Origin of the sequence: Gelidibacter sp. (assembly GCF_035515035.1) — a bacterium.
GTDB lineage: Bacteria > Bacteroidota > Bacteroidia > Flavobacteriales > Flavobacteriaceae > Gelidibacter.
Window position 1 is genome coordinate 36,896 of sequence record NZ_DATJCA010000068.1, and the last position, 15,791, is coordinate 52,686.

A 15,791-nucleotide genomic window follows, 5' to 3' on the forward strand; every position below is an offset into this window, starting at 1 on the left:
TTAAGGTTTTATCCTTTCGGTCTCAATAATCCCTCTTGTGCTACAGATGCGATGAGCTTCCCATCTCTGGTAAAGATATTTCCTTTGGCAAGTCCTCTGGCACCTGAGGCATTGGGCGACTCGATGGCATATAGCAACCAATCATCAAAATCAAAATCCCTAAAATACCACATAGAATGGTCTAAACTAGCGGTTTGCGTGTTTCCCCAATGCGCTTTACTAGCATGACGGTTCATGACCGTAGCCAAAATATTATAATCTGAAGCATAGGTTAGAATTTGCTGTTTTGTAGCCAAATCAAGATGAGATGCATCGCCTTTTAGTTTGAACCAAGTATTGGTGAATGCTGGCAAATCTTTTTTATCAAAAGGATTTACAAGCTCCACCGGCTTAAATTCGATAGGTCGATCGGCTTCCAAAAATCCTTTTGTTTTTTTAGGAATAACTTCTCCAAATTGATCCAAAATTTCTGTCCAACTCATTAACTCTTCCGGCTGTTTTATCGACTTATTAATTTCAACTTGATGATTGTAACCGTCTTCTATAATTTGAAAAGAGGCAGAAAGGATAAAAATGGTCAAACCGTTTTGTTCCGCCGTAACACGTCTTACAGAAAAACTTCCGCCATCTCTGATGATACTAACATTATAAACGATGGGTACCTCCAAATTTCCTGCTTCCAAAAAGTAAGAATGCATGGAGTGGAGCACACGCTTATTGGTAATAGTTCTCGTGGCCGCATTGATAGCTTGAGCCAAAACTTGACCCCCAAACACATTAGGACTTCCTACAAAACTACTAACACCTTCAAATTGCGTTGGCGTGATTTCTTTTAAAGCAATGAGTTCAATTAGCTCTTGAACATTAGTCATATGATGTATTTTTTAAGCTTTTTCAAAGGTACCCAAATGAACCTAAAAAGGAAACTAGAACTCTCTTAAATCGTAAAATCTGAATTATTTAAAGATTTAAGCTTGGACATTAAATTTTCTATGATGGATAAATCGGCGTCATTTTTTTGATTTTCAAGGGCATCTTGATACAAATTTCTGATTTCCTTTAGAATGGTTTTTTTGTAATCTTGATCAGAATCAAGAGCTTGTTGCAACAAATACTCTAACATCATGAATAGTTTTTGAACTACAATAATATCGTGCTTACAATACGTACGCATTGCCGCCATAACGCTGTACATCAGTGTTTCAAAAGTCACCGTTTTAATACTTACATAGGCATTATCATCGTCATCAAACAAATAGCTGCTATCCCTTTTTTTCATCCGAAGTGAAAACAATTCCGTCATATAATCAATGGCATTAATAGCTGTCCCTGGATCATTAATACCAGGCGACATGGCTTTCAAGGCTATTTCTGTGATTTGCTTAAACGCCAAGACATAATTTTCCTCTACAAGCTCATTCTTTGAAAAATGAAAACATTCCAACACATTGGTAATGGCATCGTCATCCAATTGGGCTCCAGAATAATTAAGAAGCGGCTGGCCTTTAAAAACATAGGTGCCCTTAATTTGAATAATTTCAATTTTTACTTCTTTTTCTTTTGCAAATTCAGCTAAGGAATTTAAGCTCACATCTTGAAAATATCCAGATTTTGCACATACCACTGCATTCCAATCGGAAGTATCCGGAAACCTGATTTCGGTAGCTTTCTCATTCTCGATAAGTGCACTCAATCGTTGATTTGCCTTATCGAAAATCTTATCCATAATAGTCCCCACCTGTATTTGTTGCGATATGGAATGGATAAAGTATATAAAAGCAGCCAAACAAACGGTCATGAAGACAATGGCCAACAACACTGAAAATCCAGGAAGTTGGTATTTATCACCATGCGGTGTTATAGAAACCAAAGTGAAGATGCAGTATAACAATGTGGAATTGTAAATCCCTAAAATAATCTGATGTCTTCGGTTCGATATCAGCCCTGGAAGTAGACGTGGCGAAAAATTACTAGACGCCTGATTGAGCAAGATCATGACCAAAGAAAAGCTGAAAACCATAATAGAGATCAAACCGCCGATAAAAGTGGTCAAAAGATCTCTTGCCGTATCAATATTGTTAATCACTAATAGCGGTGCGTTTTCAATCAAATATTCCGAAACGCCCCAACTTTCAAGATAATACATAAAAAAAGCAAACAACAAACCCACCAAACTGATTAAGGATGGATAGAACGCAATATTGCTCTCCAACTTGACAATATATTCCAGAAGATTGTAAAGATGCTTTTTCATAATTTAATTTAATGATTGCCCGTTTGGTAATAGGACTTTTTAAAAATTAAAACCGAGACCAAAGGAAAATCGCGATCCATCTTCGCCAGTAAATAAATTGATTGTTCCTGATAACGATTTAGCCGCTGTAATTCTCAGGCCTCCTCCATAATCGTTATGCCATTTACTGGAGTAATCACCTTTCATCCAAACCCTTCCTAGATCTCCCCCGGCAAAGATGGTGATTTGCAAAGGTAATAATCGTGTTCTTATGGACGGAAAACTATAACGCACATCTGCACTTGTTACCAGGGCGTTTTTTCCTGTAAACCGTTCTGCCCTGTAACCTCTCAGTCCCGATTCGCCGCCAATATTTGCTGCCTGATAGAAAAGAAAGTTATTTCCAAATCGGAACTGGGCGCGTACATCCGTCTTGAGCACCAAGGTGTTATCTTTGGTCAGGGCGTTATAGAAACCAATATTGGAATTGAGATACCCATACACCTCATCAATATCCTGCAGATTGGTTTTGGCACCCATATTTAAATTAAAAACCATGCCTTTACTGGGATTGATTCGGTTGTCGGCCGCAAAGTAGTCATACTCAGCCTCCAATGCCCCAAAATAATGCCTTTCATAATACTCTTCATTAGTTGCGGGCTGTAAAGTAGTTATAAACCGATCGGGAGAATCGTCTAATTGAATGCCTTCAAAAATGGCTCTGAAACCATAATCACTACCAAATGCTGAACGCTTGACTATACCAATCTGACCACTATAGAGACTTTGTTTAACACGGTTAAAGTCATAATTATCGGCATCATATACCGTTTCATTGCCATAACCAAAAAAATTGGTCGTGTAAGTTGGGGTTGTAAATGCACCTCCAACGTTCAAATTCCAGTCTAAGAAGAAATTCGCAAATTCCCCTTCATAATCTAATCTAAATCCATTGGTACCGAAAGCATATTGCGCATCAATAGCGTGTTGTTGCGAATATGGATTGCGCTGAAATCCGTTAACCGTATAGACTGCCGAAGCGCCCAACAAAACACCAACGTCAGGATTGACACTCAAGCCTGGTGTCATTGAGAATGTTTTTGTTCGGGTTTTTTCGAAATTATAGACGTTCAAATTATAGACATCTGTAAATTTAACGGTCGCCCCACCTTTTTCTACAATGGTATTCTCTTTCGATTTATGGTCATAAATCTTAATTCTTTTACCGTTTTTAATATCGTAAACATCGTGACCTTGGCCACCCACGATCCGCGTAAAAATTAACTGTTTGCCTTTCCCATTGACTTCAAAATGATCGTCGCCATTCAATCCATAAATCCAAAGTTCCTTGGTTTCATTACTATCATAGGTGCGATCAAGAAATGGTTCATGGATAGCACCATTATGGAGTCTTGAAATTTTCACTTGCGTTAAGCCATTATCAAGTCTGGTAATTTCAAAGTGGTCGTCCTTATCTGTTCCGGTCAATACAACCAATTCATTTAAGTAGTCATAATATCGCGTCGCAATATCCTCTAAATTCCCTCTTCGCCCTTTTAACTTTATTTTGATGTCATCAATGATACTGTCTTGTACTTCAACAGGAATATTTTGAAAAGCTTCCTCTACGACATTATCTGTAATGTTTTCTTGAAGAAACTGGGCTTGTTTTAACCACGTCTCCCTTCCAGATTGTTGTAAGAGCGCCCGATCAAGTTTTACACCTGCGCTATTCATCCATTTTATATCGTCCAGAGTTTCATCATATACCTGGAGTTGGCGTGAAGATCCCGAAATAATTTTTACGAGATCCAACAAAACCCCGTCAAAATTTGAAAACACTTGATCCCGATGCCTTGGAATGGGTTTATAGACCCTATCTCCGTTTTCCTGGTTAAATCGCGCCCACCGCCACTGATCTTGATGCCGGTCCCAATCACCTACAAGCATATCAAATAATCGGGCCCTGACATACGCATTTTCATCAATTTTATATTTTTCATCTTCCCTCACTTTTTCAAGAATATCGTAGGTACTTTCTATATCATCAGCAAATCCAAAATTACGTTCGTCGGTATAGGTTTCCTCAGGTCGCTCTTCTATCATATATAACTGACCCCCGTATTCCGTGTTGAATTCACCCAGATAATGATGCTTTGGAATGTAAAATATTTTTGGATTGGTATGGTATATTTTGGCAGCATCAGATAAATCCGGAATTGCCATAAACGCATACGGATGCGCAGAAGTATAAAAATCTAAAATGAGACTTTCAATTTCTGTTTGCTCATAAGTATCAGGGATATAAGAGTTTTTGGAAAGTATCTTTTCTAAATATTGCGTACTGCTTTTACGCAATGCCCTCATGTTCAATTCTCTTCCATCTTCCGTTTGGAGTCGTAAAGATTTGGCTTGGTGCCCACCTCCGGACCGCAGGACTTTAAGCCCTCCGTAAAGGGTGTCTAAAGTTGCTACAGGCACTTTTATAGGCGTACTGTAAACCTCCCGATAGTCTTCTCCTAAAAGTAATGTGTATAATGGCGATGGATCTGTTTCGTCATTAGAATAAATGGGAACTTCAACCTCATTCGGAAAAGATTCCGGTAAGATTGATGTATCAAAGGTTTTTTTAGGCGGATACACTTCCTTTTGAAACAATAAATGAGGTTTGTTGTTTTCGGCACCAAAATATTGTACCCAAGAGCTGCCATCCTTAAACACGGTTAGCACAGCAAAACCTTGAAGACCATAAGCAAACACGCCGTGTTCCTTTAAATTGACCTGCCCAGTTTTTGAACCAGCACCGGATACAATTTGTTTGATGTTTCCGTTGTCAATGTACTGCAGTGTATGCTCATGGCCAGAGACAAATACAATATTTCCATTTTCAGTTGCCAAATTTTCCAAACGAATCATCAAGTCATTATAAAGTTCATTATACCGATCCTGAATGGAAACACCACCTTGAGCTCTTATTTGCGCCACTAAGGATGCCAATCCAGGCATTGGGATTTTTTTCTGAATGGGAAATAAATGTTTTTCTAAAGCAAACTGACCGCCATGGGTGCTGTTGGTGTACATGGGATGGTGCATCGCAAAGACAATGGTTTTACCTTGCGCATTTTTTATCTCACTCTCTAATTCCAACATGAGACGTTCTCGAGTTTTAATGACACAATCGTCATTTATGGTGGGATGATGGTCCCAGTTTTCGAGATACCATTGGGTATCGATGATGATCAGATGAATGGTTTCGCTTACATCAATCGTTTTGAGAGGACATCCGTTTTCAGGAAAAAAGCTATTTTCATCAAGAGCCTCCTTGATGTACTGTTCTTGCAAGCGCACGCCGGTGACCCCGCCTGAATACCATTCGTGATTACCGGGAATAAAGATGCTCTGGCCCTTAAAAGGCTCTACCGCTTTCACTTGGGCATTCAACATGTTTTCGGCGGCACCTCTGTATTTATGTTCTATATGAGGAAGCCCAGCAGGATAAATATTATCTCCTAAAAATAAGGTGTAATCGTCCTGAGTCTCCTTATCGGAAATAAAATCTTTAAATGCAGTCAAACCTTGTGACATCCCATTCATGGGAGACAAACCCGCGTCACCAACCAAATAAAAAACCTTGTCCACTTCCTTCTCTGGAAATATATTTTGTTGGTCGTTTGGATCTAAATATTGTGGTTTATAGGAGGCACAGGCATTAACAAATAAGACAGTTAAAAGAATTAAGGGAAGTTTTTTAAACGTGTTCATTAATTTAAACTTATTTTTTTTTAAATGTCTTTTCCGATTGCGGTTTAATAGGTAAAAAGAAATAAGTGCTACGTAATTTGGAGGCATTTATATTCACTTATTTCAAGAATTTTTATAGAAGGAAATAATTTTTAACAAGAAACATTTCAATTTTATTAGCAACAAATTAATTTATTTACATGACCTTTCAAAATTGCATGTCTTCTTATTTTAACGAATAATTTCAGTTTCTATAACAATTTCGCTTAATAAGGTTCTGTGAACTGGACATCTTGAGGCAATTTCCTTTAATCGTTCTTGCTGTGCATCATCCAGGTTACCCACAAATTTAAGTTTTTTCAAAAGATGATCAAAACGGGCCGGCTTATCCAAGCCTTGCATCAAATCTTCACTATGTTTTTTAGAATAAGTGATGTAAACAAACACTTCTTGAAGGTCCCATTTCTTTCTTTGTGCATAAAGTTTTAAAGTCATAACGGTACATGCGGCAAGTCCCGCACTTAAATAATCGTAAGGGGAAGGTCCATAATCATCGCCTCCGAAACTCTTAGGTTCATCAGCAATAAAGCTGTGATTTTCAGTTTGTATAGTGGTTGTGAAATTATTTTCCAAAAGATTCAAATGCCCTACCAACTGCTCACCTTTTGTATCCAAAATAGTATGGTTACTGGTATCGAAATAACCTTGTACCCAAGCTCCAATCAAATTACCTACATAATTACTATCTTTTTCATTTAACAATAAATGATCGGCATCATTTAAGCTAATAAAACTCTTAGGGTGGAATGCATTAATGAAAAGTTTTTGTGCATTATCAATGCCCACAACCTTGTCAAACGGTGCGTGCATGATCAGAAGAGGCTTTCGCAGTTTTTTTGTGATTTGTGGAAGGTCTGTTTTATCAAAATCATCCACAAATTTTTGATTTATTTTAAAAGGTCGACCGCCAATATTCACCTTCACATCTCCTTTTTGGGCAATCTCATCAAACTGGTGTGAAAAGTGTTTTTTTACATGTTCTGTGGTTGCTGGCGCACCAATTGTAGCCACAGCTTTTACGTTATCAAGTTGTGACGCTGCTACAATTACAGCCGCACCGCCAAGAGAATGACCAACAAGTAAAGAAGGCGCTTCATAATGCTCATTTAGATACTCATTGACTGCTAATAGGTCTTCCACATTAGCTGAAAAATGACTGTCCGCAAATTCGCCTTCACTTTGGCCCAATCCAGTAAAATCAAAACGAACCACACCAAAACCATGAGCGGTAAGCGCCCTACTAATATTTATAACTGGTTTTAAACTACTACTGCAGGTAAAGCAATGCGCAAAAATGGCAAAGTTATTAGGTTTTTGATTCGGAGGAAGTTCCAAATAAGCTTGCAATTGAAGCCCTTTGGCATTTTGTATATTGAGTTTTGTACTTTGCATAATAGAATTAGTTTAATTTTTTACTTGAACCATTTTGCTAGGATCTACAAATCTTGAGAATTGTTGTAATAGCAATCTCAATTTTGGATTGATAAAGGTCTCACAAAAAGGTTTTTCAGGATTTTTAAAATAATAGTTTTTAAAGTTTTCTTCCGAGGATTCAAAATATTTAAATGGCAACACTTTTGTAATCAATACATCATTGAAATGGCTTTGAAACTCCACCATTAAAGATTCCACAGTCTCCTGTTGTGCGTGATCAAATGTATAAATAGCCGATCGGTATTTTTTGCGCATGGAATGGTTGGAGCTACTGCTGTGCGTTGACAAATGTATTTCAATTAAGGTTTGAAGCGTGATGCATCTACTATTAAAATGGACAATAACGGCTTCGGAAAGGTCACTATTTGGTTTCGTGGAAGCCACATAACCTTGTTCTACTTTCAAAACACCAACAAGCGACTGAAAAACTGCTTCAGTGCACCAATGACATCCTCCACCTAAGGCTATTTTAGAACTTTCTCCTCGCATTAAATCCTACTTTTTGACCTCAACGCCTTTCCAAAACGCAACGTGGTTTTTGATAGGTTTAGCTTTTTCTGATACTTCAGGATAATACCAAGCAGCATCTTTATTCCGTTTGCCATCAACCTCGATAGTATAATAGGAAGCTTCGCCCTTCCAAGGACAATGGCTGTGGGTTTCGCTCGGCTTGAAAAATTCCTTCTTAATACTGTCATGCGGAAAATAATGGTTATTTTCGACTACTACAGTGGCGTCACTTTCTGCAATAATTTTGTTGTTCCATCGAGCTTTCATAGCTATTTCTTTTTATATTTTTACTTCAACCACCGTAAGGGGTGCAATGGCTTGAGACCATGTTGACTAAGAGTATCCTTGATTGTTTGAAACATGAAAAATTTTCAACGTTGAGTTTATAGAAAGGGTTGATCAAATCTTTCGTAATGGCAAGTATAGCCGTCGGGCTTTCTCAACAGATAATCTTGATGCTCAGGTTCTGCGGGCCAAAACTTTGAATAAGGTTCTAAGGTGGTTACTACTTTACCATCCCATATATGAGAACGGTTCACAATGTCAATAACTTCTTCTGCTTCCGTTTTTTCTTCTTCATTCTGAAAAAATATGGCAGAGCGATAACTTGAACCAATATCATTTCCTTGTCGGTCAACGGTGGTAGGATTATGAATCCTAAAAAAATAATCCAGAATATGCTTAAATGAGGTGACATTGGGGTCATAAGTGATTTCAATACCCTCTGCGTGACCAGGATGGTTTCTGTAAGTTGGATGCTCGTTGTCGCCTCCAATATATCCAACTTCTGTGTCCACAACTCCTGGGCGGACTCTAAACAAGTCTTCCATTCCCCAGAAACAGCCACCGGCTATATATGCTTTTTTATTAGTGCTCATTGTTTGTATGTTGAATTAATTATTAATTTTTATGGTTACTCTCATTATACTGTATTGTGTTATGAACTACACGACAACATGGAAGAACCTACTTTGTGCCGTGCCCATTCTGGACGCTTTGCAAACCATTTTTGATGGTCAGGCTGATCTTCATAAGGCCGTTTCAACAGTTGAAATAATTCATCAATGAGTGTGTAATCTCCTTCATCTGCTTTGTCAATGGCCAATTGTGACATATAATTTCGAAGTACATATTTGGGATTAACAGCGTCCATGTGAACTTTTCTTTGTGAATCTGAAATTGATTCTGTCAGCAGTCTATCCGCATAGCGAATAAACCAAGCATTCCATTGTTCTCTTATTGTGTCTGATAGCTCTGTGGGATTATAAAATGCCTCGTCGATTATTATAATCCCTTTTGAAGGTTCGTCTTTTTCAAAATCACTCAAATTCCGAAAGAAAATTGTCATATCAGTTTCTGTCAATTGCAATAGATCTTCTAAATCTTGAAACAATAATTGATCTGACTTAACCTCAGATTGTAATCCTAATTTTGAACGCATCATCTTTAAGGATTGCGATTCAAAGTCGATGGTATATTGTTCTAAAATAGCTTCGATAGCTTTCGCATCCTCAATCAACGGAAAAAGTGTATTGGCGAGCTGGTATAAGTTCCACAATCCCATATTGGGCTGATTGCCGTATCGATAGCGTTTATGCTGTCTGTCTGTAGTATTGGGTGTCCAACCAAAATCAAACCCTTCGAGCCATCCATAAGGTCCATAATCAATGGTCAGCCCCAGGATGGACATATTATCGGTATTCAAAACCCCATGCACAAAGCCAACGCGTTGCCAATGAATGATCATTTCCAAGGTGCGTTGCGTAACTTCAGCAAAAAATTGGAGATAGGTTGTTTTGGATGGTTTTCCTAAATGGGGAAAATGCTGGTTTATAGTGAAATCAACCAAGATTTTTAAATTCTTGTAATCCTGTCTTGCCGCAAAGATTTCATAGCTTCCAAATCGCAGAAAACTTGGCGAGACCCGGCTGACGATCGCGCCTTTTTCAAAATCGGGATGGCCGTCGTACATGACATCTCGCAAAACCTTATCTCCAGTCAAGGCCAATGACAAAGCTCTTGTGGTGGGCACACCTAAATGATGCATGGCCTCACTGCATAAATACTCTCTAATTGAGGAACGCAAGACTGCCAATCCATCGCCAGAACGGGAATATGGGGTTTCTCCAGCACCTTTTAATTGTACCACCCAACTTTTATCTTCATGTTCGACCTCAAACAAATTAATGGCCCGCCCGTCTCCCAACTGACCAGCCCAATTCCCAAATTGATGCCCGCCATAACTCATGGCGTAAGGTGTGGTGTTTTCCAAAACCTTATTTCCGGTCATCACCTTTAAAAACTCTTCAGATTTGGCATCAGCCTGTGTAAGGCCTAATTTAACAAGCATCTCTGGTGACACATGCAACAATTGCGGATTAGAGGTCTGTTTTGGAGTTACATAAGAAAAACACGCTTCAGTCACCTGTCGTCTTGTGTTCTCCAAATTTGGATCTGCCGGTAATTGTGTAGTGAATTTATCTTTGATGTTGAGTTTCATTAATTCTATTTTTTGTTAAGACCTGTCCGCCCCGATAGCCATCGGGACTGACAGGTCTACTTATATTTCAAAATGTGAGATTTTTGGAATACTAACAATTAACCGATTATGGTATTCCATTTTTCACTATTTCTGGCGACGGATTTTACATAGCCACAAACCGCAACGGCTTCATAGCCTTCATCTGTCAACTTCTCAAAAGTCTTTTCTACAAGCACTTTGCCAATGCCTTGACCACGGATATTAAATGGCACTTCACTATAATTCAAATACATTTTTCCGTCTTTTAATGCATAATCTACCTTTGCATTCTCACCATCAACTTCCATGGTGAATTGATGCTTGTCTTTATCGTGTATAACTTTCATGTTTCTGATGTTTAACAATTGAAATTACAAGGTTTTTACCTGTTCGCCAAAGGAGGAAAACCTTGCTGGTTGGATGATTTTATCTGCATGCATTTTACGTAACCTGATTAGTTTAGGAGTTATGACCGCACTACAATAGCCTACGGTTTGGTTGTTGGCGTAATAATTTTGGTGAACATCTTCTGCTTTATGAAAAGTTTCCAATGGACTAATTTCCGTCATGATAGGTTTCTCATAAAAGGGTGCAATTTCATTGGCCACCAATTCGGCAATCTGCTTTTGTTTATCATTATGATAAAAAATTACAGATCGGTATTGGGTTCCGACATCTGCCCCTTGGCCGTTCAATGTGGTAGGATCATGGCTGGTCATAAAAATGATCAACAAATCTTCATAACTGATTACTGAAGGATTGAAATTTACCTGAACAACTTCGGCATGGCCAGTCCATCCAGAACATACTTCTCTATAGGTAGGCGTTCCAGGAACCGTGCCTCCCATGTAGCCTGACACTACTTCTTGAACCCCATTAACTTCATTAAAAATTGCTTCAATACACCAAAAGCAACCACCACCAACTGTCATTAATTCTAATTTTTTATCTGACATAACCTTTCTTATAAGTCCTTACACTTCCTTATTAGAAGTTTCCATTACCAAAGATTCAGAATTGACGCAATAACGCAATCCACTTGGTTCTGGTCCATCAGGAAACACATGTCCCAAATGAGCATCACACACATTACACATCACTTCTACCCTAATCATTCCAAACGAAGTGTCTTTTTCATATTTTATGGCATTCTCCTTAATAGGCTGCGTAAAACTTGGCCATCCTGAACTGGATTTAAATTTTATAGTGGAGTCGAACAAAGGCGTATTACAACACAAACAGTTGTATTGACCTTCATCATAAACATTGCAATGAGTTCCTGATCCTGGAGCTTCAGTTCCTTTTTTTCTAGTTACCCTAAATTGCTCGGGGGTTAGTAATTCACGCCATTCAGCCTCTGATTTTTCAACTCTCTTTTCTGGTTCTGGATTTCCATTTACGGCAAATTCCATCACATTCTTCCATGTAAGCATATCGTTTAAGTATTTTTCTTAAAGTTAAAAAATATTATATGCATTTGGTCGGGTTTTAACGTTTTGCATTACAAATAGTCGGCAATGCATCCAATTTCTTCACTTATTTTTTAGTACTTTGTTAGGAGAAATTTTTTACACCGAATTTATGGCCAATATCATCGTAAAAACTGAAGATTTTGTATTCAAACTTTTTAAGGAGAACCTACCTAATACTTTTCTTTATCATAATTTCACACATACAAAACGTGTGTTGCGAAGCGTAAATGAGATTATTGCAAATTCTGAGATCACCGCTGATGAATCCAAAATTCTCCAACTTTCTGCTTTACTTCACGATACAGGATACATCAAAACAAGAGAAGATCATGAAGAAGAAAGTGTTAAAATAGCCACCAAGTTTTTAGAGGAACAACACGTTGAAAAGCATATTATTGACGCCGTCAATGAATGTATCATGGCAACTAAATTTAAGGACACTCCAAAAACTGATCTCGAAAAAATAATCAGAGATGCTGATGCGTCCCATTTTGGTAAGGACTATTTTAACGAAGCAAGTGAGTTTTTACGAAAAGAGCTAGAATTACAAGATGTAAAAACCTTTACAACGTCAGAATGGTTGACAGAAAACATTGAAGTACTGTCTCAAAAACATCAATTCTATACTGATTATGCCTTAAGAAATTGGCAGCAACAAAAGGAGATTAATCTAGCTGAACTTATCAAATCCAAAAGAAAAGAAAATAAGACAAAGAAGAAAGAACAAATGAAGGCGCAGTTTAAAGCTAATGCCAAAGATGCCAGTCCAGAGCGCGCCATACAATCGTTTTATAGAACTGCGTTGCGGAATCACATCAAATTAAGTGATATTGCCGACACAAAAGCGAACATCCTATTGTCAGTCAATGCCATTATCATCTCGTTAATGCTCTCCACTTTGTTCTCAAAATTTGACAATCCAGCCAATCAGTTTTTAATTGTCCCTACTATTATCCTAATGCTCTCCAGCATTACGTCTATGATTCTATCTATCATCGCGACACGGCCTAATATCACCAGCGGCGAGTTCACCAAGGAAGATGTCCAGAACCAACAAGTGAACCTTACCTTCTTTGGAAATTTCCACAAAATGAAACTTGAAGATTTTGAATGGGCAATTACTGAGCTCTTAAAAGATAAAAATTACGTCTATAGTTCTTTGACAAAAGATCTTTACTTTTTAGGAAAGGTATTGGATCGAAAATATCGCATTTTAAGAGTCACCTATACCGTCTTTATGGTGGGTATGATTATTTCTGTAATTGCTTTTGCCGTATCTTTCAAATTTTCACCAACTGCAAATTTGGATGAAGTGCTGAAATCAGAAGAACAAGCTTTAAACAATATTGCACCTCAGCAAAAAGCCTCAGAAAATTATTATTTCTAGGATTGGATTTCCTTCATCAAATCATCATAGGTATAATAGTGTTCTCCCTTACGATGATTATACAATATGGGTACACGTATGGCCTTTAACCCAGCGATGCCCTGAAGATCTTCCAATTCCAATAATTCGATAGGGGTGTCAAATATTTTTTTAAATTGTAAGAATTTAATGTATTTCAGGTAAGCTTCCTCATCCTCCTTTTGTGAATAAATGATGGTCAACTTTCCATTTACTGTCACACGTTCATCTGTGCCTTTAATCAGCGCTTTATCAACTCGCTTTTTAACCACTTCATAACTTGCATTGTAGGTGCCATAAACGTCAAATTGTTTTTCATCCATCCTAAATTGAATGGTCAAGGGTTTATTGAATACCAGAATCATGGACGCTACATCAACAGATGACGGATAGTCTTGTTTATTTCTATAAAACTCATTCTCCATTTCGCACATGACTTGCAGCTGCCAAAGTCTTAAATTATAAAGATAAATCTTATGAAAGCCGTGCTCCCTTGTAATAGATTCCCCGATATACATATTGTGCTCCACACCATCTGTTTTATAGCGTTCAAAATAATGTGGATACATCTTTTGGGCTTCCACCTGTTTATGATCAAGAATATGTGTCATATTTTTATTGATCATAGTGATGGTTTTATCATAGTTTTTTCGATAGTAATAAATGAGATTTAAACGCTTGTCTATTTTCTCAAAGTAACTCTCTATTTTTGTACGGAGGTATTCATTGTTTTGCTCAAAAAACTCGAACAAAGGATGGATTTCATTTTCAAAAAAACTACTAATTTCTTGCTCACTATCCACAATAAAATGATAGTTCAATGTATTTAAAAAGCCCTCTAATTGATGTAACAGTTGCTCATAAATAGGTAAACTATCTGTTTTTAATTGCGCTTCAATAATTTGTTTGGACAAGCTTAATTGTAAGGACAAGTCTTGTCGAGTGGCTTCATTTCTTTTTGCCGATGAGCCTATAACGTCAATTTGTCCAAAGAGGGGATAGACGTCTTCAAAAGTTATTTCTTCAAAAGCAACGGATTTACCTTCGGTTCTGTTCTTATCCAGAAAAGCGCGGGCAGCATCTTCAAACCGCCAAGACACACTCGGGTGAATGGAGGTACATTCTTGTTGGATAATGGCTTCAATCAAATGCTTTTCCTCTTCCTTTGAGCGCAATAATGAAGATACAATGAAAGGCATGACGTCTCTCAACAAATTAGCATTAACGCTGTTGAGCTCACCCACTTTATGGGAAACAATCTCCAAAACCCCCAACAACTCTCCTTCACTCGCGATAGGCGCAAAAATAGCACTCTTTATCCCTTGATCATGTAAGTTTTTATAAAATGCTTCGTGCGATTGATGATAACATTCCTCGACATCTAAGATGGAAAAATAATCTTTTTTCGTAATAAGCGACTTGTATGAATCGCCGCAAAGTGCGCTTTGACATGGGACAATCGCAACGTCGGGAAGAAGATAGCTCTCCACGAACTTGCCTTCAACCCGTTCAAAAGTCTGGCTTTCCTTATTATAGATTACAAATCCAGCCTTAATGTCCTTAATATTGAATAAAGACTCAAACGTCACCCTGAAATCTTCAATGAAGTTAATGTTGGTTCGTTTTCCAGCAATCAATAGCGAAGATTTGATGTCAGAAATGGACCGATCATCCGTCACATCAAAGATATTATTGATGGTAAACCCTTTATAAATATAGCTATGGGGAGGGAATTTCTCTCGCCATAAATCGATATCCTCAAAATTACTCAACAATAAACGGTAGTCCTCTTCTGTAATTTGGGGAGCTTTTTCTGTTTTGACAACCTCAGCAAAATCAGCGTTAGACAAGATCTTATAAGTTCGTAAAATGCCCTTGGCATCCGGAATTTCGTAAAACAAAGACCTTTTAAAGCTCATCTGATAGCCATAATAAAAGTATAAAATGATGGTACAGGCCACCCTATAATGATCATCTGTGGGCATATTGGAAATTCTCAGACGAAAATCCGGACCAGCATTTTCAACGATGGATTTGAATCGGGATGAAGCATTGAAATTTAGATCGTGCAAAGGCATTGATGCCGTCTTAATTTCGTTTTTAGTGAGCACCTCACTAAACGAATCCTCCAGGATAATTTGAATTTCTTTTTGATAAGTATCAAGCAATTTAGGATCGCTAAATCCATCTCTGAGTTCAGGAATTGAATTTCCAGCATTTAAAACCCGTTCCGCTTTTTTGACCAGAAAAGGATCATCACTTTGGGCAAGCGCTTCATAACGCTCCAAAAGCTTGTCAAAGCTTATTTTGAGCGTTAATGGCGAATCCAATTGGTCATTGATATCTTTCATAACTTTTATATCTTCTCAAATTTACGCATTTTTGAAGATGCAGTAAAAAAAGAATCGTGCAGCT

At 37.8% G+C, this 15,791-nt stretch carries 13 protein-coding genes; 1 reads left to right on the forward strand and 12 read right to left on the reverse strand.

What is annotated here, in order from left to right; translation table 11 throughout:
* Positions 1-8 precede the first annotated feature (8 nt).
* The 11 genes from VLZ86_RS05440 to msrB all read right to left on the reverse strand — a co-directional run bounded on the left by VLZ86_RS05440 (position 9) and on the right by msrB (position 11,932).
* Positions 9-872, reverse strand: a complete 864-nt coding sequence (locus VLZ86_RS05440) for an acyl-CoA thioesterase II (protein ID WP_325449522.1) — start codon at positions 870-872, stop codon at positions 9-11.
* Between the two features lie 65 nt (positions 873-937).
* Complete coding sequence (locus tag VLZ86_RS05445) at positions 938-2,254, reverse strand: DUF2254 domain-containing protein (protein WP_325449524.1); 1,317 nt, start codon at positions 2,252-2,254, stop codon at positions 938-940.
* A 39-nt stretch (positions 2,255-2,293) separates the two neighbouring features.
* A complete protein-coding gene (locus tag VLZ86_RS05450) occupies positions 2,294-5,995 on the reverse strand; it encodes a metallophosphoesterase (protein ID WP_325449526.1) in 3,702 nt (1,233 codons plus the stop codon).
* A gap of 210 nt (positions 5,996-6,205) precedes the next feature.
* Positions 6,206-7,426 (reverse strand): alpha/beta fold hydrolase, encoded by a 1,221-nt coding sequence (locus VLZ86_RS05455; RefSeq protein WP_325449528.1) that lies wholly within the window; start codon positions 7,424-7,426, stop codon positions 6,206-6,208.
* Positions 7,427-7,438: 12 nt separating this feature from the next.
* Positions 7,439-7,957, reverse strand: coding sequence for a peptide-methionine (S)-S-oxide reductase (locus tag VLZ86_RS05460; RefSeq protein ID WP_325449530.1), 519 nt, complete (start codon positions 7,955-7,957; stop codon positions 7,439-7,441).
* Positions 7,958-7,963: 6 nt separating this feature from the next.
* Complete coding sequence (locus tag VLZ86_RS05465; protein ID WP_325449532.1) at positions 7,964-8,245, reverse strand: DUF427 domain-containing protein; 282 nt, start codon at positions 8,243-8,245, stop codon at positions 7,964-7,966.
* Positions 8,246-8,361: 116 nt separating this feature from the next.
* Positions 8,362-8,856: a peptide-methionine (S)-S-oxide reductase MsrA gene (gene msrA / locus VLZ86_RS05470; protein ID WP_325449534.1), complete on the reverse strand. Its 495-nt coding sequence runs from the start codon at positions 8,854-8,856 to the stop codon at positions 8,362-8,364.
* Positions 8,857-8,915: 59 nt separating this feature from the next.
* Positions 8,916-10,478, reverse strand: coding sequence for a protein adenylyltransferase SelO (locus VLZ86_RS05475; RefSeq protein ID WP_325449536.1), 1,563 nt, complete (start codon positions 10,476-10,478; stop codon positions 8,916-8,918).
* A gap of 98 nt (positions 10,479-10,576) precedes the next feature.
* Complete coding sequence (locus VLZ86_RS05480) at positions 10,577-10,846, reverse strand: GNAT family N-acetyltransferase (protein WP_325449538.1); 270 nt, start codon at positions 10,844-10,846, stop codon at positions 10,577-10,579.
* 24 nt (positions 10,847-10,870) lie between these two features.
* On the reverse strand, positions 10,871-11,455 hold the full coding sequence (msrA, locus tag VLZ86_RS05485) for a peptide-methionine (S)-S-oxide reductase MsrA (protein WP_325449540.1): 585 nt from the start codon (positions 11,453-11,455) through the stop codon (positions 10,871-10,873).
* Between the two features lie 18 nt (positions 11,456-11,473).
* Positions 11,474-11,932, reverse strand: coding sequence for a peptide-methionine (R)-S-oxide reductase MsrB (gene msrB, locus VLZ86_RS05490; protein ID WP_325449542.1), 459 nt, complete (start codon positions 11,930-11,932; stop codon positions 11,474-11,476).
* Between the two features lie 148 nt (positions 11,933-12,080).
* Between msrB and VLZ86_RS05495 the strand changes: the two genes are divergently transcribed.
* The gene (locus VLZ86_RS05495) at positions 12,081-13,358 is read left to right on the forward strand and encodes a Pycsar system effector family protein (RefSeq protein ID WP_325449544.1); all 1,278 of its coding nucleotides are present in this window, start codon (positions 12,081-12,083) and stop codon (positions 13,356-13,358) included.
* On the opposite strand, the gene VLZ86_RS05500 is transcribed toward VLZ86_RS05495, so the two are convergent.
* Complete coding sequence (locus VLZ86_RS05500; RefSeq protein ID WP_325449546.1) at positions 13,355-15,727, reverse strand: GAF domain-containing protein; 2,373 nt, start codon at positions 15,725-15,727, stop codon at positions 13,355-13,357. The genes VLZ86_RS05495 and VLZ86_RS05500 overlap by 4 nt on opposite strands.
* Positions 15,728-15,791: the final 64 nt, after the last annotated feature.